Origin of the sequence: Bradyrhizobium sp. IAR9, from assembly GCF_013408065.1 — a bacterium.
In the GTDB taxonomy this organism is placed as follows: Bacteria; Pseudomonadota; Alphaproteobacteria; order Rhizobiales; family Xanthobacteraceae; genus Bradyrhizobium.
In genome coordinates this window covers 331,957-350,760 of the sequence record NZ_JACBZW010000005.1, presented here as the reverse complement: position 1 = coordinate 350,760, position 18,804 = coordinate 331,957, and the positions used below count along the sequence as shown (strand labels likewise).

The window sequence follows — 18,804 nt, the reverse complement described above, 5'->3', positions numbered from 1 at the left end:
GCTGCAATAGTCCTGCACAATGGCAGGCCCATGCTGCGCTAATGTGACGCCATCCGATCTCCCCAGAAGGCCTGACCAGCATGACCGCCCCCAAGACCCTGCTCGAACTCGCCGGCGCCGATCTCAATCCGCCGAAGCTCAACGAGGCCTGCCTCGTGCTGATCGACATCCAGAACGAATATTGCGCCGGCCCGTTGGCCCTTCCCGATGCACAGCCGGCGATCGCCGCGGCGGCGCGCCTGCTGGCGCGGGCACGGGAGAGCGGCGCTGCGATCATTCATGTCGCGCACAAGGGCCGCGCCGGCGGCCTGTTCGACCGCGAGGCGGCGCGCGGCGCGATCGTCGATCGCCTGACGCCGCAAGCAGGCGAGCCCGTGGTCGAGAAAGCGCTGCCGAACTCATTCGCCGGCACCGATCTGCAAGCCCGGCTTGCCGCGACCGGACGCAAGAACATCGTGCTGGCCGGCTTCATGACCCACATGTGCATCTCCTCGACCGCCCGCGCCGCGCTCGATCTCGGCCTGCGAACGACGATCGCGGCCGATGCCTGCGCCACTCGCGACCTGCCGGACGGCCGCGGCGGCACACTGGACGCCCGGACGATTCACGAGGTCGCGCTGGCCGAGCTCTCGGACCGCTTCGCGATCATCGCGCGCAGCGATGCGCTGATTTGACGGAGCATCCGATGCTGCAACTCTATTTCTTTCCGATGGCCTGCTCGCTCTCGAGTCGCATCGCGCTGATGGAGGCCGGTATCGAGGCGCAGTATCACCTTGCCCATATCTGGACCAAGCAGGTCGTGGACGACGGCAGCGATTTCCTCGGCGTGTCGCCGAAGGGCGCGGTGCCGGTCCTGATGCTGGAGAACGGTGAACGGCTGACCGAGAGCGCGGCGGTGCTGCAATACATCGCCGACGCGAAGCCCGAGCGCGGCCTTGCGCCGCGGCCTGGCGACGTTGATCGCTATCGCCTGCAGGAATGGCTGAGCTTCATCGGCGCCGAGATCCACAAGGGGTTCCTGTTTCCGACCTTCTGGTACAAGGACGACGGCTCGCTCGCCAAGCCGCGCGCCAGAATCGCGCAGACATTGTCGGTGCCGTCGGCGCATCTGGCGGAGCGCGAATTCCTCGTCGGTGACAGCTTCACCGTCGCGGATGCCCACCTCACCTGGGCCTTGCTGCTGCTCCGTCCCGCCGGCGTCGACATCGCGCAATGGCCGCCCTTGTCAGCCTATCTCGGGCGCATGCAGGCGCGGCCGGCCGTGCGTGAAGCGATTGCGACCGAGATGGCCCTGCGCAAGGCGATGGCAGCGTGACCGGACGTCACGGTCGCGAAATCTGAGCGTTTTCCCGGCGAGGGCATTGAAGTCGGCGCGGCATGCGCTAGTCTGGAGGGATATTTTTCGATATTTTCTTGGAAGGCATTTATGCGTGCTCTTTCCAGATTGTGCTCATCTTTATTTTGCCTGGGCCTCCTCGCCGGCTGGCTGTCTCCCGATACTGCCTCGGCGGACACGCGGGTGGCACTGGTGATCGGCAACGGCGCCTATACATCGACGGCGCAGCTGCCCAACCCGTCACACGATGCCGAGGACGTCGCAGCCTCGCTCAAGCGGAGCGGCTTCGAGGTGATCCAGGGCATCGACCTGCGCCAAGCCGACATGCAGGATCTGACCATCCGCTTCGCGCGCGCCGCGAGCAGAGCTGACGTCGCCATATTCTATTACAGCGGCCATGCGATGCAGTACAACGGCGTGAACTATCTGATGCCTGTCGACGCCACGCTGACCGATGAGGCCGACCTCAAGCGTTTCGTGCGGGTCGACGACATCGTGAACGACCTGCAGCAAGCCAAGAACCTGCGCATCCTGGTGCTCGATTCCTGCCGCGACAATCCGCTGGCGGAAACTCTCAAACGCTCAGCGACGCGGGCCGCCTCGATCGGGCGCGGCCTGTCGAAGGTCGAAGCGCCGCGCGGCACGATCGTGTCGTTCTCGACGCAATCGGGGCAGACCGCGGCGGACGGCGTCGGCCGCAACAGCCCCTACACGACCGCGTTCCTCAAGCACATCGAAGAGCCGCAGGAGATCGGCGATGTGTTTCGCGACATCAGCAGCGACGTCTATGATGCCAGCGGCAAGACGCAGCTTCCGGAGCTGTCGCTGTCGATCATCGGCAAGTTCTACCTGAACGGGCCGGTCTCGGTCACGATCGCACCCGGGGCTCCGCAAGTCGCGCCGCGGGCCGACCCTTGCGCATCCGCGGAGGCGCACTGGAAGGCTGCCGACACCATCGGCACCGCCAGCGCCTTCGAGGACCATCTGACGCGATTTTCCAGTTGCAGCTTCGCCAGTCTCGCCAAGGCGCGGATCGAGGGCCTGAAGCAAAAGGTGGCGCTGGCGCCTGCGACCAACACCCGCGCCGGCGGCAGCAAGGACTTCGACGGCAGCTGGGACGTGACGCTGAACTGCCCGGCTTCCGGCAAGGCGCAGGGCTTCACCAGGCCCCTCGCCGGCACCGTGACCAACGGTGTGTTTCACGCCGAGGCCCAGAGCAAGGACGGCGTCAACCGCCTGGAGATCGACGGCCAGATCCCGGCCGACGGCAAGACGACGTTGAGCGCGCGCGGCACAACAGGGGCAAGCGCGTACACCCTCAACAACCTTGCGCCCGGCTCGCCTTACGCCTTTACGGTCGACGCGCAGTTCGATCGCACCCGCGGCAGCGGCAAGCGCAACGAGGCGCGCGCCTGCAACCTGGTTTTCGTCAAACGCTGATCGTGCAGAAAGCGTGAGACGCGCTGCGCCTCACTCCACCCGCGCCAGCACCGCGAGCTTGCGGATGCCCTTGTTGCGGTAGGCGTCGAGGAACGCGTAATAGTCCTTGAACGACACGCAGCCGTTGGAATCGCCGTTCGGTCCGAGCATGTAAGTGTGCGCCAGCAAACCGTCGCGGCCGTAGATCGCGCTCTCGCCGCCGATCGGGGTCAGGCGCAGCGCGGGCACGCCGTGGAACAGCGCCTCGCGCGGCTTCAGCGTGTAGATGTGCGGCGGCGTCACGCCTCGCATGCGGGTGCGCTGCGAGCGCGGATCGTCGAGACTGGAGCCGAGGCCGGAATGCGCCTCGAGCTTGGTGCCGTCGGGCAGATACACCGTCTTGGCAGTGATGTCGTAGACCGCGGTGTCACGCTCATAGGGCGGCGCGCCGCCGAACATCGGGTTCTGCTCCTTCGGCGCGATGGAGGCGGTCACGCTGGCATCGGCCGAGGCGTAGGCCAGCAGCCCGCCGGACGGCTCGCGCTTGCCCCAGAGTTTTTCGACCATCGACTGCCGCGGACCGGTGATCGACATCACCGCGGCCTTGGCGCGATCGGCGAACGACTTCTTCGCTTCCGGTGCCGGCACGATCTGGGCCGGATCGGCCGAGGCGAGCTGCATCTGGGCATCCGGCGCGCGCTTGGCCTTGTCCCCGGTCTTGTCAGCGGTCTTCTCAGCAATTTTGGCCGGGGCCGACGGCTTCAGTGCTTCCGCGACCTTCGCGATCACGCTCTGCTTCGGCGCGTCCTTGGCCACCGCAACCTGGGTCGCCGGCGCCGCGCTGGCCGCGTTCGATGCCACGCCTTGGGTCGCAGCGGCAGCAAAGCGCTCGTTGAACATCTCGCGCGAGATCGGGGCGGCGACCTGCAACCGGTCAGGCAGGAGCGCAAAAGCTTCCTTGATGGCGTCGCCAGCCTCGCGCAGCGCTACCTTGGGCGCACGCTTGATCACCGGCTCGTCGTAGCCAATGCCGCCGACGGTCGGATAGACGCTCGCGCCGAAGACGTTGCTGTAGATGGTCCAGCCGGCGCCCATCACGACGCAGCCGATAGCCGCGGCGCCAAGCCAATTGGTCGTGGTCATTTTCCGGGAAGACTTCCGAAGAGAATTCTTGGACTTCCGTGCCGCGTTACTATGCGCAGCGATACTCGTACTCATTCGCCTTGCGTCCAGGACGGTGTCACTCAGTCCCCCTTCAAAGTGCCGCTGGTCACGATCCGGGACCAGCATCTCGCAGAGGGTCGGAGCGTCATTAAGGCGACTTTTAGTTAAATGCGGATTAAGTTCGGGCAGATGTGCGGCGGCTCGTTAAGGCTGTCTCATTCTGAGAAAAAAGCCCGCAGAACTACGGACTTAGGCGCGTCTGTTAACCATAATTCTCGGCCGGTTCGGCGCATTCAGCGGACCTCTCCGGCCGCCTCTCTAGGGCCACCCAACCAAGTCGTTTTCGTGGCTTTCGATACCCGGAAGATAGCGGGGAAACGTTGCGCGGGGCTGGTCCCACTGGCCTTCCCGCCGGCACGTGGGTGACACGAGAACGGCGGCCAAGATCACGCACCTCACACAGCGAGCTCGGACCGCTCACACGGCGACCGCGCCCTGACCGAAAGTTGATCGCACCGCTCTGGAAAAGGCCGAGCCAAGAAAATAGCTGGTAGAGCGGCACTTTTCAGCAGCCTCTGCGTGTGATACGGTACCGTATCAACATCGCCTTGAATTGTGCCGGGCATGCAAACGGAGGCTGGCATGAGAGGGTTCGCGCGCGCCGGGTATCTTGCTCTGGCGTCGTCTTTGTTGATGGGATACGCGGCCGCGCAGCCTGCCAACATAGCTTGCTCATCGTCGGCCTCGGCCGCGGGCACGCAGACCTGGCGCTGCGACAACGGCATCACCATCGTTGCGGAAAGTGGTGCCAGATTTGAACTAAAGGACGCCAACCGCGACGGACATATTGACTCCGTCGAGTTGAGCAGCAAAGCCCTGCTGGTCGAAGTGCCCAGGAAGCCGGGCGGCAATCCCTTCAAGGTGCTGACGCCTCAGGCGATTGCCGCGGTGCGCGGCACCAGATGGGCCGTCGATGTCGCTGAGGCCAAGACCTCCGTCTTCGTCGCCGACGGCCGTGTCGGCGTCAGCCGCAGGGCTCGTGGGCGCGGCGTCGTGCTTGGCCCCGGCCAAGGCGTCGACGTGGAAGCGACCGGACCTTTGACGGTGAAGCAGTGGGGCCAGCCGCGCATCGACGCTCTCATGGCAAGGCTTGGTCAATGAGACTTGGTCAATAAGACCTGGTCAATAGACCTCGGCCCACAGGCCCCGAAGAAAAAGAAGATTGCAGTACGACGCAATGACGAGACGCGTTCAAATCCTGGTGGCACTCGCCCTCACCGCGCTGTGGGGCGCGGGCATCTTTGCCGCGCACGCCGGCGGCCATCTGCGCTTTCTCGACCGCCTCGAAGCAACGCTGACCGATTGGCGAACCCAGGTCCGCGGGGTGCAGCGTCCGCCCGATCTCGTCACCATCGTCGCGATCGACGACACCGTGGTGAAGCGCGGCGGCAGCTATCCGCTGCCGCGCGCCGATCTCGCCCGCGTTGTCGACACCATCGTGCAGTTCAAGCCGAAGGTCGTCGCGATCGATCTCCTGCTGGTCGACCGCAGCGCTGCGATCGGCGACGCCACGCTGGCAAACACGCTCGCCACCGGGCCCATGGTGCTCGCCGCCGCTGCGATCTTCCCTTCCGCCAGCGAAAACGTGGCGCCCGGCAGCGCAGGTCCCCTCGCCGTGCTGCCGCAAGCCGAACGTTTCCTGCTGCCGCTGCCTGCGTTCGCCGACCACGCCGAGGTCGGCATCGTCAATGTCGCGACGGGCCAATCGGGCTCGCCGCTCTCGGTGCCGATGCTGTTTCGGACCCGCGACAAGGTCGAGCTGTCGTTCCCGTTGCGCGTCGCGACGCGCGCGCTCGACAAGCCGCTGACGATCGCTCCTGATCATCTCATGCTCGGCGACCGCGCGGTGCCGACCGATACCGACTTCGCGCTGCCGATCACCTATTACGGTCCGCGCCGCACCATCCGCACCGTGAGCGCGCAGAGCATTTTCGACGGCACGCTCAATCGCGCCGCGATCGAGAACCGGATCGTCGTGATCGGCGCCTCGGTCGCCGGCGGCGGCGACTTCTACCCGACACCGTTCGATTCCCTGATGCCCGGCGTCGAGGTGGTCTCGACAGCGATCACCCATCTCGTTGCCGGCGACGGCATCGTGCGCGACCACAGGGTCCATATCGCCGACGCGCTCGCTGCGATCCTGCTGCCGATGCTGCTGGTCGGCCTGCTGGCCTGGCGGCGCAGCGCGCTCGGCATCATGGCGGCGGCCGCGGTGATGATCGCCTGGGCCGGCCTCAACACGTTCGCGTTCACACATGGCGTCTGGCTGAATGCGGCAACCACGCTCGCTGCCGCAGTGCCGCCGGTTGCGATCTTTGCCGGTGTGCAGCTGTGGGCCGGAGGCCGCCGCACGCAATATCTCGCCGCCAAGAGCAGGTCTCTCGCACAATTCCAGGCACCGGCCGTGCAGGAATGGCTGGCGCGCGATCCGAATTTCCTGTCCAAGCCGGTCCGGCAAGACGCCGCAATCGTCTTCATCGATCTCTCCGGTTTCACGTCCTTGAGCGAACGGATCGATCCGGACGCGCTTCAGGAGATCCTGCAGGCGTTTCACGCGCGGATCGACAAGGCCGCGGTCGATTGCGGCGGCATGATCACCGGCTTTCTCGGCGACGGCGCCATGATCCTGTTCGGTCTGCCGGCCGCGATGCCCGATGACGCCGCGCGCGCGCTCAAATGCGCGATCGACCTGCATCGCGGTGTCGAACACTGGATCGCCTCGCTGCCGTCAGCGATCGGCGGTCAGCTCGGCTTCAAGATCGGCGCGCATTTCGGCGAGATCGTCGCCTCCCGCCTCGGCGAAACCCACCAACACATCACGGCGACAGGCGACACAGTCAACGTCGCGAGCCGGCTGATGGAAGTCGCCGTCCGGAACGATGCACGACTCGCCCTCAGCAATACGCTGCTGGATACGGCCGACTTCCAAGGCGCTCCCGACGGCGTCCTGTCGGGCCCCCTGCTCGCCCAGGTCCGTGGCCGCTCCGGGGTCGTGACCGTGTGGTTCTGGCGCGACCGGGACGGGCCCAAGCAGGCCGCGGCCAAGGCCGAGGCGATCGACTGAGGCGTCGGCCCCGCCGAACACTCTGCTGTCGTCCCGGCGAACGCCGGGACACATAACCCCAGGGAGAAGTTTGGCGAAGACTAGTAGTGAGCAGGCCTTCGCGCGGTACAAGCACCTGCGCTCATCGATAGATCACGCGGTATGGATCCCCGCGTTCGCGGGGATGACAGACAGCTACCTTGCTTCCGGCGGCGGCGAGCGGTCCAGCACGTCGCCCTTGGCGCCCTCCAGCAGATCGAGGCTGTAGGTCTCGACCACGAGCGGGCCGCGCTTGCGCTGCAATTGCGCAACCTGCGTCACCTTCGCAAAGAGGTCGTTGAGGACGGGATGACCGTCCGGGCGCAGCTCGTCGACATAGAGCAGCTTGCCCGCCAGCAACTTCGGATCTGGCTCGCCCATGTTGACCCAGCGGATGCGCTGGTTTTGCTGCACCACGCAGGTGCCGCGGGGCAAGTAAAAGGCCAGCCAGCCCGTGGTGCCGTAGTCCTGCGCGAGCACGCAGGTCGCGCCATGGCGCGCGCGCACGGCTTCGATTTCGGCAGCGAGCTCGCGCCAGCCGACGCCGACGCTGCGCACGGTGGCATCACGGCGATATCCGGAAAGCCAGCCGGTGTTGGCTTGCACGATGAGCGCGGCAAACATCACGATGCCGACAGGCGTGGCCCAGCGCAGGCAGAAATCTACCAGGCGCCGCTGTCGCGGCTTCCATTGCACGAGGTTGGCGGCAGCGGCCGCGGCGACGACGAAGGGCGGATAGACCGGCGCGAACCAGTTGGCCTCGACGCGGGCATGCAGCGAATGCCAGACGAAATAGGCGACGATGGTCCAGAACATCGCCTCGATCAGCACGCGCGAGGCCAGCGCGCCGGCCCGGCGCCAGGTCAGCGCATGCAGACCCATCGCGCCGAGGATGAAGACCAGCGGGGTTGCGAACGCGATCTGGGTCGGGATCAGCTCGGCGATGAAGACGGGTCGGAAGTCCTCGATCTTCGCGCGCCCGAGCTGCTTTGCGAACGAGACCCATTGATGGTCCGCATTCCAGAGGATCACCGGCGAGAACAGCGCCAGCGCGACGAGACCGCCGAGATAGGGCCAGGGCGAGAGAAACCAGCGCCTGAGCTTCGGCACGCAAGCGAGCCAGATCAGGATCCCGGCGCCAAAGAACATCGCCGTGTATTTCGACAGCAGCGCCGCACCGACAGCGGCGCCGACCGCGAGCCACCAGACGCCACGGCCGGTCTCCAGCACTTTTGCGAGGAAGAACAGCACGAAGCTGGATGCGACCAGAAGCGGCGCATCCGGCGTCACGATCAGCGTGCCGACGGAGGCCATCATGGTTACGTTGAGCAGGACCGCGCTGGTCGCCGCCACGCGCGCGCCGCCGAACAGGATCGCAGCGGAGCGGTAGACCGCATAGCTCATCGGCAGTGCGAGCAGGATCGAGACGAGGCGGACGCCGAGCTCGGTATCGCCGGCGATCATGGTGCCGGCGCGGATGACATAGGCGACCATCGGCGGATGGTCGTAATAGCCCCCGGCGAGGTTGATCGACCACATCCAGTAGTAGGCTTCGTCGAAGGTGATCGGCGTGAATGCTGCCGCGACGAGCCGCAGGGCCACCAGCGCGAGAATCAGCAGCACGGTATTGCGGACGATCCGCGCGTCAGCCCCGTCCATCGTGGGTTATTTCTTGCGCCAGACGAACAGGCCTGACATCGCGTAGTTCCACACCACGCCCATCAGCGCGCCGGCCATGCCGGCCAGCCACCAGATCGGCTCCTGGTCGTAGACCGAGAAGGCGACGCCGACATTGGCGAGCAGGCCGACGCTGCACACGATGTAGAAGGCGATCAGACCGCGCAGCAGCGCAAAGCCCCTCAGCCGCTGGTCGCGATAAGTGAGGAAGTTGTTGAGGATGAAATTGCTGGTCATGGCGACGATGGCGCCGGCGGCCTGCGCCTCCGCGAACGGCGCCTTGAACAGCTGAAGCCCGATGAACAGTGTGGTGAGATGCACCACGAGGCCGATGCCGCCGACCATCGCGAACAGGATGAAGCGCAGCGAGACGATGTCGTTGCTCAGCTTGGCCAGCACGAGGCCGAGGAAATCGAGCGCGACCATGGAATCGAGCTTGCTCTCGCCGTGCTGACGGGCGCCGAAAGTGTAGGGAATCTCGACCGCCCGCAAGCCGCCGTGCGCGGTCGCGACGACGTCGAGCAGGATCTTGAAGCCGTGCACGGAGAGCTTCGGCGCGAGCTGCTCGAAACGATCGCGGCGGATCATGAAGAAGCCGCTCATGGGATCGGCAATCTCGACCCGCAGCATCTTCCTGGCGAACTCGGTCGCCAGCGCGCTGGCGCCGGCGCGCTGCTTGTTGAAGCCCTCGCTCTTGTAGCCCTCGATGTAGCGGCTGCCGACCACGAGGTCGGCCTCGTCGCTTGCGAGCAAGAGCAGCATCTTCGGCAGTTGCGTCTCGTCGTGCTGGAGGTCGGCGTCGATCACGGCCACATAGGGCGCGCTGGACGCCAGGATGCCCTCGATGCAGGCGCCCGAAAGGCCGCGGCGGCCGATGCGGCGGATACAGCGCACGCGGCTGTCCTGCTGCGCCAGCGCGCGCACGACGTCCCAGGTGCCATCAGGCGAATTGTCGTCGACGAACACGACTTCCCAGGCGACGTTGGCGAGCACCGCCTCCAGCCGCCGGTACAACACCGTGACATTGTCGCGCTCGTTGAAGGTCGGGACGATGACCGACAGTTCCGGCCCTTCGAGGGCCTGCAGCGGATTTTCGGAGCCCGGTCTGATCACTTCATTCATGACGGCAGCGTATATCCGCCGCGTCCTGCGCTGCCAAGTTCTGCGCTGCCGGGTTCTTATGCTGCGAAGCTGGGGGTGTCCGGGAAAGGGCCCAAAAGGCGCCCCAAAATGCCAACGACCCCGGAACGGCGGGCCGCGCGTACATCCGGCGCGAGCCCAAGCTATTCCAAGGTCGTTCCAACGCCGGAGTTTTTCGCTCAACGGCGCCGTTAAGGGGTAGATAAGAATGACAAGACGGCTTCGCAAGCGCCGAAAACCACGATTTTCGTGCCTTATTGGTTGGGCACTTCCCGGATGATCGGCCCGCGCGGCGCCGGCGCGGCCGGGGCTGCGGGTGCCGCAGCCGGGGCCGGCTCGACTTTCGCCGGTTTGGGCGGCTTGCCGTACTGGCCAATCGGCCCGAACACGACGGCGACTGCAAGCACGATCGCGGCGACGATCACGCCCAAAATGCCCCCTACCGACTCAGACGCCATGGAAACCCACCCCTGTTCCAGATACGCCCCGTGATATCACGGATGCGCGCGGAGCCGGAAGGGCCCGGGGGCGAATGGCGAGTAGCGAATGGAGAAGGCCGCCTCTTCCCCTATTCGCTATTGGCCATTCGCCACTCCCTCATTTCACCGGCGGCCTCTGCTTGACGAAGGCCGTCACGATGTCCTTCTGCGCGGCCTCCACTGCCCTGTTCGCGGTCGCGAGATGGGCACCGGCATCGATGTTCGGATATTGCGTGGTGAGATAGTCGAGCAGCGCCACCCGGTAGTATTGCCGCTCCGACGGGCAGGCACCCGCGACCGAGCGGCCAAAATCCTGTTCCGTCATTCCCCGATTGCTATCGCGCGAATATTCCCGCGCCAGACAATGCCAGTAATCGTCGCGGCCCTGCATGGCGAGCTTCTGCGCGCCCTTCGCATCGTCGTCATCCGCCATGACCGGAGATATCATGGCAGCAGATGTCATCATGACGAGCGCCGCTCCCACCATCAGCATCCGCATCTTTTTCTCCTTTTTCGCAGATCCTGCCGCGACCTTAGACGGGACGCAGCAACTGGCCAATCACAACTGGTTTGACTAGGATGACGGCATCCCCTCACGTCGATGCGAGATCCTTCCGTGGCCAAAGCAAAAACTGCGTCCAAAAAGTCAGGCAACATCTTCATCGGCATCGGCGGCTGGACCTTCGAGCCGTGGCGCGGCGTGTTCTATCCGGAGAAGCTGACGCAGGCGAAGGAGCTGTCCTACGCCGCCTCGAAGCTGACCTCGATCGAGATCAACGGCACCTATTACGGCTCGCAGAAGCCGGAGAGCTTTCGCAAATGGGCGAGCGAGGTGCCCGACGGTTTCGTGTTCTCAGTAAAGGGACCGCGATTCGCCACCAACCGCCGGGTGCTGGCGGAAGCCGGCGATTCCATCAAGCGGTTCTATGATTCCGGCGTGCTGGAACTCGGTGACCGTCTCGGGCCGGTGTTGTGGCAGTTCGCGCCGACGAAGAAATTCGACGGCGCCGATTTCGGCAAGTTCCTCGAACTGTTGCCGCGCAAGCTCGAGGGACGCGCGCTGCGCCACGTCGTCGAGGTCCGACACGACAGTTTCTGCGCGCCGGACTTCGTGGCGCTGATCCGCGAGTTCGAGACGCCCGTCGTGTTCGCCGAGCACGGCAAATATCCAGCCATCGCCGACGTCGCCGGTGATTTCGTTTATGCCCGGCTGCAGAAGGGCAATGACGAGATCAAGACCTGCTACCCGCCCAAGCAGCTCGATGCCTGGGCCGAGCGCCTTCAGGCCTGGGCTTCGGGCGGTGAACCGGACGACCTGCCGAAGGTCGACAAGGCCAAGCCGAAGAAGGAGCCGCGCGACGTGTTCGCCTACGTCATCCACGAGGGCAAGGTACGCGCACCCGCCGGCGCCATGGAACTGATCGCAAGGGTGAGTTGAGGTGAGCCATGGCAAAGGCCAGGAAGCTGTTCACCATCGGCTATGAGCAGACGCCGCCCAAGGCGGTGCTGGATGAGCTGGTAGAGGCCGGCGTCAAGCTCGTGGTCGACGTGCGCGCGGTGACATCCTCGCGCCGGCCGGGCTTTTCCAAGAAGCAGCTTGCCGCGGGTCTCGACGAGCGCGGCATCGCCTATGTCCACCTCGCCGCGCTCGGCACGCCGAAGGAGGGCCGCCTCGCCGCACGCAGCGGTCAGTACGATGTGCTCGAGAGGATTTTCTCAAAGCACCTGAAGGCGCCCGAGGCCAGGGAGGCGATGGACGAGCTCTCGGCGCTGGTGAAGAAGGCCGGCCCGGTGTGCCTGCTCTGCTACGAGCGCGACCACACCCACTGCCACCGCCAGATGATCGCGGAGATCATCGAGGAACGCGATGGGGTTGCGGTGACGAATCTGGCGGGGCGGCTGGTCTGATCGTCGTGGGCGCCGGTGTTAGCCGTAGCTCATCCTGAGCTGGCCGCTCCTTCAGCGGCCCTTTTCGGTCAGGCTCTCGGGACGACGGTGGGACCCAGCACGAGCTTGGAATGACGCCTAGCCCTCCCCCGCCAGCTTGAACGTCCCCTCCATCATCTGCACACAGCTGCCGCCGACATGGGCGGAGACGATCTTGCCGTCCTGCTTGCGCACGCGCGTCGAGAGGATGCTCGGCCGGCCCATGTCAAAACCCTGGCCGACCGTGAGCTTGAGCTCGCCATCGCGCATCGGATCGAGATCAGCGAACAGTGCGGCCGCGGCAACCGTGGCGCTGCCGGTGGCGGGGTCCTCGACGAGACCGCTGGCGCCGCGCATGAACATTCGCGCCTGGCGCTCGCAAGGTGCCTCCGCCGCGGGCACGTCGCGCGTATAGAACCACACCGAGCGGGCGCCATCGCGCGGCAAGAGCTTGCCGTAGGCTGCCGCATCTGGCCGGGCGCGCTTCAGCGCCTCGCGCGAATGCAGCTCCATCACCAGAAACGCGTTTCCGACGGTGACGATCTCAGGCTCGTGATTGTCGGTCTTGATGTCGTCTGCAACGAGCGAGATGCAGCTTGCGGCTTCGGCGGCTGGCAGCCGCGAGAGCCGCTCCAGCGGCTGCGGCGCGGTGAGCTCGGTTCGGATCACCCGGCCCTGCTCTGTCACGATGTCGACCGGCACGAGCCCGGCCTTCTCCTCGAACAGCAGACGTGGCTTCGGCTCCTTCGCCATCGAGGCGAGCACGAAGGCGGTGCCGACGTTGGGATGGCCCGCGAAGGCAATCTCCTGCACCGGCGTGAAGATGCGCACCTCCGCGTCGTTGGCCTTGTCGCGCGGCGGCAGCACGAAGGTGGTCTCGGAATAGTTGAACTCGGTCGCGATCGTCTGCATCTGAGCGGTCGTGAGCCCGCCGGCATCGAGCACCACGGCGAGCTGGTTGCCGCCGAAGGCGCGGTCGGTGAACACGTCGACGGTGACGTAGCGGCGCTGCATCTTCGATCCCTCATGCAAGTCGCGGCCGCAACGGGCCGCATCGCGCGGCAGTCTATAGGCCGGCGACATCGCTCGTCATGCCCCAAAATTCGGAGCAATCGGAGCAATCGCGATGACGCGTTGGAGGTTAATCGGCGGCAGCGATTCTCGAAGTCGGGCTGGCGGATTTCGCCAACCCGACATCGTTTGTTGCGATCGTCAATAGGCGTACGGGTAAGTCGTGTTAGGCAGGCAGGGCGGCTGCGTGTAGGGCGCAGAGGCATACGCGCCCTCTGCCGGCGCCCTGACGCAGGAGTCGGACACCGCCTGAGTCACAGCAGCGCGCGGCGGGGCAGCGTGGCGCATCGTCGCGGCCTGAGCCTGGGTAGCGGCTGCGGCGATCAGGGCGGCGGCAACAACGGTCAATCGGGTCATTGGCTTTCTCCGGGTGAGAAGTGAAAGCCGAGGCGTTTCGGCTTCCACAGTGCGAGACCCGAGAACTAGCAGAGATATTCATCACGCGCGTTCAAGGCAGCGCGACTCCGCTTCAACCAAACGCGACTCGCGCTTGAAGAGCCGTTACCCCAATTGAAACACCGCGACCTTCCGCTCATAGCCGCGCACTTCGACCTCGCCGAGCGCAACAGCATCGTCACCATCGTTGCCGAGCGCCTCGCGCACGGTCTCCGAAATCAGGAGCTGCGAGCCGAACTCCTTGTTCAAAGCCTCCAGCCGCGAGGCGAAGTTCACGGTGTCGCCGATGACGGTATATTCCTTGCGCCGGGGCGAGCCGATATTGCCGGCGACGACCTCGCCGAAATGGATGCCGATGCCGATACGCAGCGGCCAGCTCGTCTGTGCGTTGATGTGGTCCATCGCACTCAGCATCTCGCGGCCTGCGGCAACCGCGCGATGCGCGGCGTCGGAGGCTTCCAGCGGCGCGCCGAACAGCGCGAGAAAGCCATCGCCGAGAAACTTGTTCACGATGCCGCCGTGGCGATCGAGGATGTCGACCAGCACCGCAAAGGCCCCGTCGAGCCGGTCGACTACCTCCTGTGGCGTGCGCGACTGCGCGCCCGCCGTGAAGCCGCGGAAATCGACGAACATCACTGCGACGCGGCGGAGATCCCCGCCACCGCTGGTTCCCGCCGCCATCAGCCGCTCCACCACCTGCGGGGAGACATGCTGGCCGAACAGGTTCGTCACCCGGTCACGCGCGGTCGCCGCCGCGATGCTCGCGGCGAACTGGCGGCGCAGCTGAGCGCCGACCGCGCCCGCCAGCGCGCCACAGATCAGGATGACGATGCTGCGCACAGCGTGGAAATAGATCAGGGGTTCGCCGGCCTCGTCGGCCGCGTTGTAGAGCAGCGCGACGGACAGAAGCCCGGCTGCGGCGACGAAGCCTGTGAAGGCAGAGAGCCAGAAGTCGAGCCGCAAGGTCGAGAGGATGACGAAAATGAAGTACATCAGCGGCACGGCGAAACCGAGAGCCTGGCTCGCGCCCATGGTCCGGGTTTGCAGAATCAGGATCACCGTGGGCAGCGACGTCTCGATCAGCGTGCCGATATAGCGGCGGATCACCGGCAAATCGCGATCGAGGCGGAGATTCTTCCTGATCTGGGTGTGGACCCAAACCTCGAACAGGATGAAGCCGCCGAGCAGGCCGTAGACCTCGACAAGCCCTTCCGTTCCGCGCCACACCCGGTTCACCACACTGGGGTCGATCAAATAGATCGCGGTGAGCAGCACCATCATGACGCAGCCCGTCATGATCAGCGCCCGCACACGGAGCAGCTCGGTGCGCAGCACTTCGCGTGTCAGCTCGCGCTCGAAATCCTCCGATAGCACGGCGTGCTGCCGTGTCCTCCTGCTGGCAAATCTGACCATTCCCGCCCCTCGATTCCGGGGCATTGTGCCTCAATCCAGCGTGCGGCGGAAGCGCGTCACGGCGATGGTCATGGCAAGCGCCATCAGGATCGCCAGCGCCAGGGCGTCGAAATGCAGATTCTGCATGGTCGCGCCCTTCAGCATGATGGCGCGGACGATGCGAAGGTAATGCGTCAGGGGCAGGCATTCGCCGAGATATTGCGCCCAGGTCGGCATCCCCGCGAAGGGAAACATGAATCCGGACAGCAGAATGCTCGGCAGGAAGAACATCATCGACATCTGCATGGCCTGGAGCTGGTTCTGCACCACCGTCGAGATGGTGTAGCCGATCGACAGATTGGTGGTGATGAACAGCGTCGAGAGCAGCGCCAGCAGGAACAGATTGCCGAGCACGGGGACGCCGAACAGACCGACGCCGATCCCGATGATGAGGAACGCCTGCACGAAGCCGACCAGCACGTAGGGCACGATCTTGCCGAACATCACCTCGACCGGCTTGATCGGCATCGACAGCAGGCTCTCCATGGTGCCGCGCTCGACCTCGCGCGTGACCGACAGCGCGGTGAAGATCAGCATGGTCATGGTGAGGATGGTGCCGACCAGGCCCGGCACGATGTTGAGGCTGGAGGCCGCGGCCGGATTATAGCGGGCATGCGCACGGATCTCGAACGGCATCTCCGGGGGATCGCCGATATAGAGATCGTGCTTGAGCGCGGTCTGCACGATCATGCCGAGCGAGCCGATCGCCGAGCTTGCCGCCACCGGATCGGTCGCATCGGCCGCGACCAGCAGCGCCGGCCTGTCGCCACGCCGTACCGCCCGCTCGAAGCCGCGCGGGATCTCGACACCGAACAGCACCTTGCCGGATTTCAGGAGGTTGTCGAAATCGTCGACGTCGTGCACCTCATAGAGGAAGCGGAAATAGGCGGTGTTCTCCAGCGCCTTCAGGATCGAGCGGGCGAGATCGGAATCCTCCTGGAGCAGCACCGCGCTCGGCAGATGGCGCGGCGTGGTGTTGATGGCATAGCCGAACAGCATGAGCTGCATCACCGGCAGCATCACGATCATCGCGAACGAGACGCGGTCGCGCCTCAGCTGGATGAACTCCTTGATCAGCATCGCATAGGAGCGCCGCAGGAAGCCGAAGCGCTCGCGGGTCTCGTGGCCTGGGGCCGGACGATCGACAGCACTCATTGGAAATTGTCCTTGGAGCGCCCCATCAGCTCGATGAATACGTCTTCCAGCGACGGCGACGATTTGTGCCAGTGCAAGCCATCTCTTTCGCGCCATGGCGCGACGCTGGCTTCGAGCGCGGCGACGTCGCGCCCCGACACGTGCAGCGAGGTGCCGAACGGCGCCACCATGTCGATCCCGGCCTTGCCGGTGAGCTCGGCCGCGAGCCCGTTCAGGTCCTCGCCCGTTACGGTGTAAGTCGTCAGCGCGGATTTCGCGATCACCTCCTCCACCGTGCCGTGGGTCAGCAGATGGCCGTATGCGATGTAGGCGATCTCGTGACAGCGCTCGGCCTCGTCCATGTAGTGGGTCGAGACCAGGACGGTGAGGCCCTCGGCGGCCAGCGCGTGGATCTCGTTCCAGAAGTCGCGCCGCGCCTTGGGATCGACGCCGGCGGTGGGCTCGTCCAGCAGCAGCAATTGCGGATTGGGCAGCGTGCAGGCACCCAGCGCCAGCCGCTGCTTCCAGCCGCCGGAAAGCTCGCCCGCAAGCTGATCCTCGCGTCCCGAGAGCCCGAGCCGCTTGATCATGTCGCGCGCGGCGCCGCGCGCATCGGCCAGACCATAGAGCCGCGCCACGAATTCGAGATTCTCGCGCACGGAGAGATCCTGATAAAGGCTGAAGCGCTGGGTCATGTAGCCGACCTGGCGCTTGATCTTTTCGGCATCGCGGCGGATGTCGTAGCCGAGACAGGTGCCCTCGCCGCTATCGGGGGTAAGGAGGCCGCAGAGGATACGGATGGTCGTGGTCTTGCCCGAGCCGTTGGGCCCGAGGAAGCCGTAGATCGAGCCGCGCTTCACCTGCATCGACAGATCGTGCACGACCTCGCGGCCGCCAAACGATTTGGTCAGGCCCTTGACGTCGATCGCGATGCCGTTGCCACCGTTCATCGCTTGTCCGCCACCGGGGTCTTTGGATTGAGATAGACGTCGATCGGCTGTCCGACCCGCAGCGCGTCGGGGCGCGACGGCCGCGCCTGGATCAAATAGACCAGCTTGTTGCGCTCATCGAGGCTGTAGATGACAGGCGGGGTGTATTCGGCCGAGGTCGCAATAAAGTAGATCTTTGCGGTGAGATCGGCCGCGCAATTGTCGCAAGCGATGCGCACCGTATCGCCGATCGCGAGCTTCGGCAGCGCGGTCTCCGGCACGAAGAAGCGCAGCTTCATGTTGCCAGGCGGCATGATCGACAGCACCGGGCGCTGCGCCGCCACCATCTCCCCCTCGCGGAAATAGATCTGCTGGATGGTGCCGGCAACCGGCGCAAAGCCCTTGCGCCGCGCCATCCGCGTCTCTGACGTCGCCACCCGCGCCTCCGCGACGCGCAAGGCGGACACGGCGGAATCGAGATTGGCCTGCGTGCCCGAACCGGTCTTGTTCAACGAGGCCGCACGGTCATAGGTCTGCTGCGCGTTCGCGAGCGTCGCCTTCTGCTGGTTGAGGTCGGCAAGCTGGAGATCGTCATCGACGGAATAGAGGTGATCGCCGACCTTGACCTCGTCGCCTTCGCGGACGTTCAGCTTGGTGACCCGCCCGGCTTCGTCGGGGCTGACGAAGATCATGTCGGCCTCGACCCAGCCCTGGAAACCGGGATCGCGCTTTTCCTGGCAGCCGGCGAGCGAGGCTGCGAGCGCCATCACCAATGCAATGCTGAAAATTGCTTGCGACGACCTCATGTCGTCCTCCGTTCGCCAAAAATCAAATCGAGATGAACGCGAAGCATGTCCTGTGCATCGAGCGGCGCGTGCCGCGCAAACAGGCTCTGCCAGATCACCGCGATCATCGCCGGCGCGACCAGGATCTGCGGATAGCGCGCGAGGTCCTTCTCGCGGATCTCGCCGCGGGCGATGCCGAGCTCGATCAGGGCGCGCATGGCGGCGATCCCGCGTGAGACGACCTCACGGTAGTAGAAATCGGCGACGGCCGGAAAGCGCGGCCCCTCCGCCACGATCAGCCGCACCAGATCGCCGCGCCTGGTGCCGATGACCTCTTTCAGGAAATTGCTGGCAAAGGCCTCGATGAGGTCGCGCACCGAGCCAGTCGGCGGCGGCAGCGCGGTCAGCCGAGCCACGACAGGCACGATCACGATGCGCACCAGCTCCTCGAACATTGATTCCTTGTCCTTGAAGTGCAGGTAGATCGTGCCCTTGGCGACGCCGGCGCGTTTGGCAATGTCGTCGAGTCGCGTTGCGGCGAAACCGCGGGCGATGAACTCCTCCATCGCGGCCTCCACGATCGCCGCGCGCCGCTCCTGCGCGCGCGCAGCGCGATTCGATGCAGGCACCTCTCCGCGGGCTGACGCAGGCTCTGCGCTCAGGGCCGACTTGTTGGCGAGCTTGGTCGACTTCTTCATCATCAGATATATATGACTGACCAGTCAGTCACAGTCAATACCGCGATACAAGCAGA

General features: G+C 65.2%; 19 protein-coding genes. 8 read left to right on the top strand and 11 right to left on the bottom strand.

The annotated features are described in order from the left end of the window. Window positions 1-80 precede the first annotated feature (80 nt). From GGD67_RS16490 to GGD67_RS16480, 3 genes are all read left to right on the top strand, one after another. Window positions 81-674: a cysteine hydrolase family protein gene (locus tag GGD67_RS16490; protein WP_018316499.1), complete on the top strand. Its 594-nt coding sequence runs from the start codon at window positions 81-83 to the stop codon at window positions 672-674. Between the two features lie 11 nt (window positions 675-685). Beyond that, entirely contained in the window at window positions 686-1,315 is a 630-nt protein-coding gene (locus GGD67_RS16485; protein ID WP_018316500.1) for a glutathione S-transferase N-terminal domain-containing protein, read from the top strand. Window positions 1,316-1,426: 111 nt separating this feature from the next. Continuing rightward, window positions 1,427-2,776 (top strand): caspase family protein, encoded by a 1,350-nt coding sequence (locus GGD67_RS16480; RefSeq protein ID WP_179734234.1) that lies wholly within the window; start codon window positions 1,427-1,429, stop codon window positions 2,774-2,776. A 30-nt stretch (window positions 2,777-2,806) separates the two neighbouring features. On the opposite strand, the gene GGD67_RS16475 is transcribed toward GGD67_RS16480, so the two are convergent. Next, window positions 2,807-3,898 (bottom strand): DUF2778 domain-containing protein, encoded by a 1,092-nt coding sequence (locus tag GGD67_RS16475; RefSeq protein ID WP_018316502.1) that lies wholly within the window; start codon window positions 3,896-3,898, stop codon window positions 2,807-2,809. A 663-nt stretch (window positions 3,899-4,561) separates the two neighbouring features. On the opposite strand from GGD67_RS16475, the gene GGD67_RS16470 reads away from it, so the two are divergent. Both GGD67_RS16470 and GGD67_RS16465 read left to right on the top strand, forming a co-directional pair. After that, on the top strand, window positions 4,562-5,080 hold the full coding sequence (locus GGD67_RS16470; RefSeq protein ID WP_179734232.1) for a FecR domain-containing protein: 519 nt from the start codon (window positions 4,562-4,564) through the stop codon (window positions 5,078-5,080). Window positions 5,081-5,156: 76 nt separating this feature from the next. Next, complete coding sequence (locus GGD67_RS16465; RefSeq protein ID WP_179734231.1) at window positions 5,157-7,043, top strand: CHASE2 domain-containing protein; 1,887 nt, start codon at window positions 5,157-5,159, stop codon at window positions 7,041-7,043. 174 nt (window positions 7,044-7,217) lie between these two features. On the opposite strand, the gene GGD67_RS16460 is transcribed toward GGD67_RS16465, so the two are convergent. The 4 genes from GGD67_RS16460 to GGD67_RS16445 all read right to left on the bottom strand — a co-directional run bounded on the left by GGD67_RS16460 (window position 7,218) and on the right by GGD67_RS16445 (window position 10,856). Continuing rightward, entirely contained in the window at window positions 7,218-8,720 is a 1,503-nt protein-coding gene (locus GGD67_RS16460) for a glycosyltransferase family 39 protein (RefSeq protein ID WP_179734229.1), read from the bottom strand. Between the two features lie 6 nt (window positions 8,721-8,726). Then, on the bottom strand, window positions 8,727-9,860 hold the full coding sequence (locus GGD67_RS16455) for a glycosyltransferase family 2 protein (RefSeq protein ID WP_092259170.1): 1,134 nt from the start codon (window positions 9,858-9,860) through the stop codon (window positions 8,727-8,729). A 272-nt stretch (window positions 9,861-10,132) separates the two neighbouring features. Beyond that, window positions 10,133-10,336 (bottom strand): hypothetical protein, encoded by a 204-nt coding sequence (locus tag GGD67_RS16450; protein WP_092259169.1) that lies wholly within the window; start codon window positions 10,334-10,336, stop codon window positions 10,133-10,135. A 139-nt stretch (window positions 10,337-10,475) separates the two neighbouring features. Continuing rightward, window positions 10,476-10,856: a hypothetical protein gene (locus GGD67_RS16445; RefSeq protein WP_018316508.1), complete on the bottom strand. Its 381-nt coding sequence runs from the start codon at window positions 10,854-10,856 to the stop codon at window positions 10,476-10,478. Here GGD67_RS16445 and GGD67_RS39760 point away from each other — a divergent pair. From GGD67_RS39760 to GGD67_RS16435, 3 genes are read left to right on the top strand one after another with little or no spacing between them, the layout of a single operon-like run. Further along, entirely contained in the window at window positions 10,804-10,935 is a 132-nt protein-coding gene (locus tag GGD67_RS39760) for a hypothetical protein (protein ID WP_256375077.1), read from the top strand. The genes GGD67_RS16445 and GGD67_RS39760 overlap by 53 nt on opposite strands. A 23-nt stretch (window positions 10,936-10,958) precedes the next feature. Then, window positions 10,959-11,795, top strand: a complete 837-nt coding sequence (locus GGD67_RS16440; RefSeq protein WP_179734226.1) for a DUF72 domain-containing protein — start codon at window positions 10,959-10,961, stop codon at window positions 11,793-11,795. Between the two features lie 8 nt (window positions 11,796-11,803). Continuing rightward, a complete protein-coding gene (locus GGD67_RS16435; protein ID WP_179734224.1) occupies window positions 11,804-12,265 on the top strand; it encodes a DUF488 family protein in 462 nt (153 codons plus the stop codon). 117 nt (window positions 12,266-12,382) lie between these two features. On the opposite strand, the gene GGD67_RS16430 is transcribed toward GGD67_RS16435, so the two are convergent. The 6 genes from GGD67_RS16430 to GGD67_RS16405 all read right to left on the bottom strand — a co-directional run bounded on the left by GGD67_RS16430 (window position 12,383) and on the right by GGD67_RS16405 (window position 18,751). Further along, window positions 12,383-13,297, bottom strand: coding sequence for a PhzF family phenazine biosynthesis protein (locus GGD67_RS16430; protein WP_179734222.1), 915 nt, complete (start codon window positions 13,295-13,297; stop codon window positions 12,383-12,385). A gap of 558 nt (window positions 13,298-13,855) precedes the next feature. Beyond that, entirely contained in the window at window positions 13,856-15,163 is a 1,308-nt protein-coding gene (locus GGD67_RS16425; RefSeq protein WP_018316513.1) for an adenylate/guanylate cyclase domain-containing protein, read from the bottom strand. Window positions 15,164-15,193: 30 nt separating this feature from the next. Continuing rightward, entirely contained in the window at window positions 15,194-16,357 is a 1,164-nt protein-coding gene (locus GGD67_RS16420; RefSeq protein ID WP_092259154.1) for an ABC transporter permease, read from the bottom strand. Next, complete coding sequence (locus GGD67_RS16415; RefSeq protein WP_179734220.1) at window positions 16,354-17,286, bottom strand: ABC transporter ATP-binding protein; 933 nt, start codon at window positions 17,284-17,286, stop codon at window positions 16,354-16,356. The genes GGD67_RS16420 and GGD67_RS16415 overlap by 4 nt, the downstream gene beginning before the upstream one ends. Beyond that, entirely contained in the window at window positions 17,283-18,071 is a 789-nt protein-coding gene (locus tag GGD67_RS16410) for an HlyD family secretion protein (protein ID WP_179734218.1), read from the bottom strand. Before GGD67_RS16410 ends, GGD67_RS16415 begins: the two co-directional genes overlap by 4 nt. Next, the gene (locus GGD67_RS16405; RefSeq protein ID WP_018316517.1) at window positions 18,068-18,751 is read right to left on the bottom strand and encodes a TetR/AcrR family transcriptional regulator; all 684 of its coding nucleotides are present in this window, start codon (window positions 18,749-18,751) and stop codon (window positions 18,068-18,070) included. Before GGD67_RS16405 ends, GGD67_RS16410 begins: the two co-directional genes overlap by 4 nt. Between the last annotated feature and the right edge of the window lie 53 nt (window positions 18,752-18,804).

Coding starts and splice junctions, on each gene's coding strand:
- GGD67_RS16460 (WP_179734229.1), bottom strand. CDS start 8,720: ATGGACGGGGCTGACGCGCGGATCGTCCGCAATACCGTGCTGCTGATT.
- GGD67_RS16420 (WP_092259154.1), bottom strand. CDS start 16,357: ATGAGTGCTGTCGATCGTCCGGCCCCAGGCCACGAGACCCGCGAGCGC.
- GGD67_RS16430 (WP_179734222.1), bottom strand. CDS start 13,297: ATGCAGCGCCGCTACGTCACCGTCGACGTGTTCACCGACCGCGCCTTC.
- GGD67_RS16440 (WP_179734226.1), top strand. CDS start 10,959: ATGCGAGATCCTTCCGTGGCCAAAGCAAAAACTGCGTCCAAAAAGTCA.
- GGD67_RS16480 (WP_179734234.1), top strand. CDS start 1,427: ATGCGTGCTCTTTCCAGATTGTGCTCATCTTTATTTTGCCTGGGCCTC.
- GGD67_RS16435 (WP_179734224.1), top strand. CDS start 11,804: ATGGCAAAGGCCAGGAAGCTGTTCACCATCGGCTATGAGCAGACGCCG.
- GGD67_RS16475 (WP_018316502.1), bottom strand. CDS start 3,898: ATGACCACGACCAATTGGCTTGGCGCCGCGGCTATCGGCTGCGTCGTG.
- GGD67_RS39760 (WP_256375077.1), top strand. CDS start 10,804: ATGGCAGCAGATGTCATCATGACGAGCGCCGCTCCCACCATCAGCATC.
- GGD67_RS16415 (WP_179734220.1), bottom strand. CDS start 17,286: ATGAACGGTGGCAACGGCATCGCGATCGACGTCAAGGGCCTGACCAAA.
- GGD67_RS16405 (WP_018316517.1), bottom strand. CDS start 18,751: ATGATGAAGAAGTCGACCAAGCTCGCCAACAAGTCGGCCCTGAGCGCA.
- GGD67_RS16425 (WP_018316513.1), bottom strand. CDS start 15,163: ATGGTCAGATTTGCCAGCAGGAGGACACGGCAGCACGCCGTGCTATCG.
- GGD67_RS16485 (WP_018316500.1), top strand. CDS start 686: ATGCTGCAACTCTATTTCTTTCCGATGGCCTGCTCGCTCTCGAGTCGC.
- GGD67_RS16445 (WP_018316508.1), bottom strand. CDS start 10,856: ATGCGGATGCTGATGGTGGGAGCGGCGCTCGTCATGATGACATCTGCT.
- GGD67_RS16490 (WP_018316499.1), top strand. CDS start 81: ATGACCGCCCCCAAGACCCTGCTCGAACTCGCCGGCGCCGATCTCAAT.
- GGD67_RS16455 (WP_092259170.1), bottom strand. CDS start 9,860: ATGAATGAAGTGATCAGACCGGGCTCCGAAAATCCGCTGCAGGCCCTC.
- GGD67_RS16410 (WP_179734218.1), bottom strand. CDS start 18,071: ATGAGGTCGTCGCAAGCAATTTTCAGCATTGCATTGGTGATGGCGCTC.
- GGD67_RS16465 (WP_179734231.1), top strand. CDS start 5,157: ATGACGAGACGCGTTCAAATCCTGGTGGCACTCGCCCTCACCGCGCTG.
- GGD67_RS16470 (WP_179734232.1), top strand. CDS start 4,562: ATGAGAGGGTTCGCGCGCGCCGGGTATCTTGCTCTGGCGTCGTCTTTG.
- GGD67_RS16450 (WP_092259169.1), bottom strand. CDS start 10,336: ATGGCGTCTGAGTCGGTAGGGGGCATTTTGGGCGTGATCGTCGCCGCG.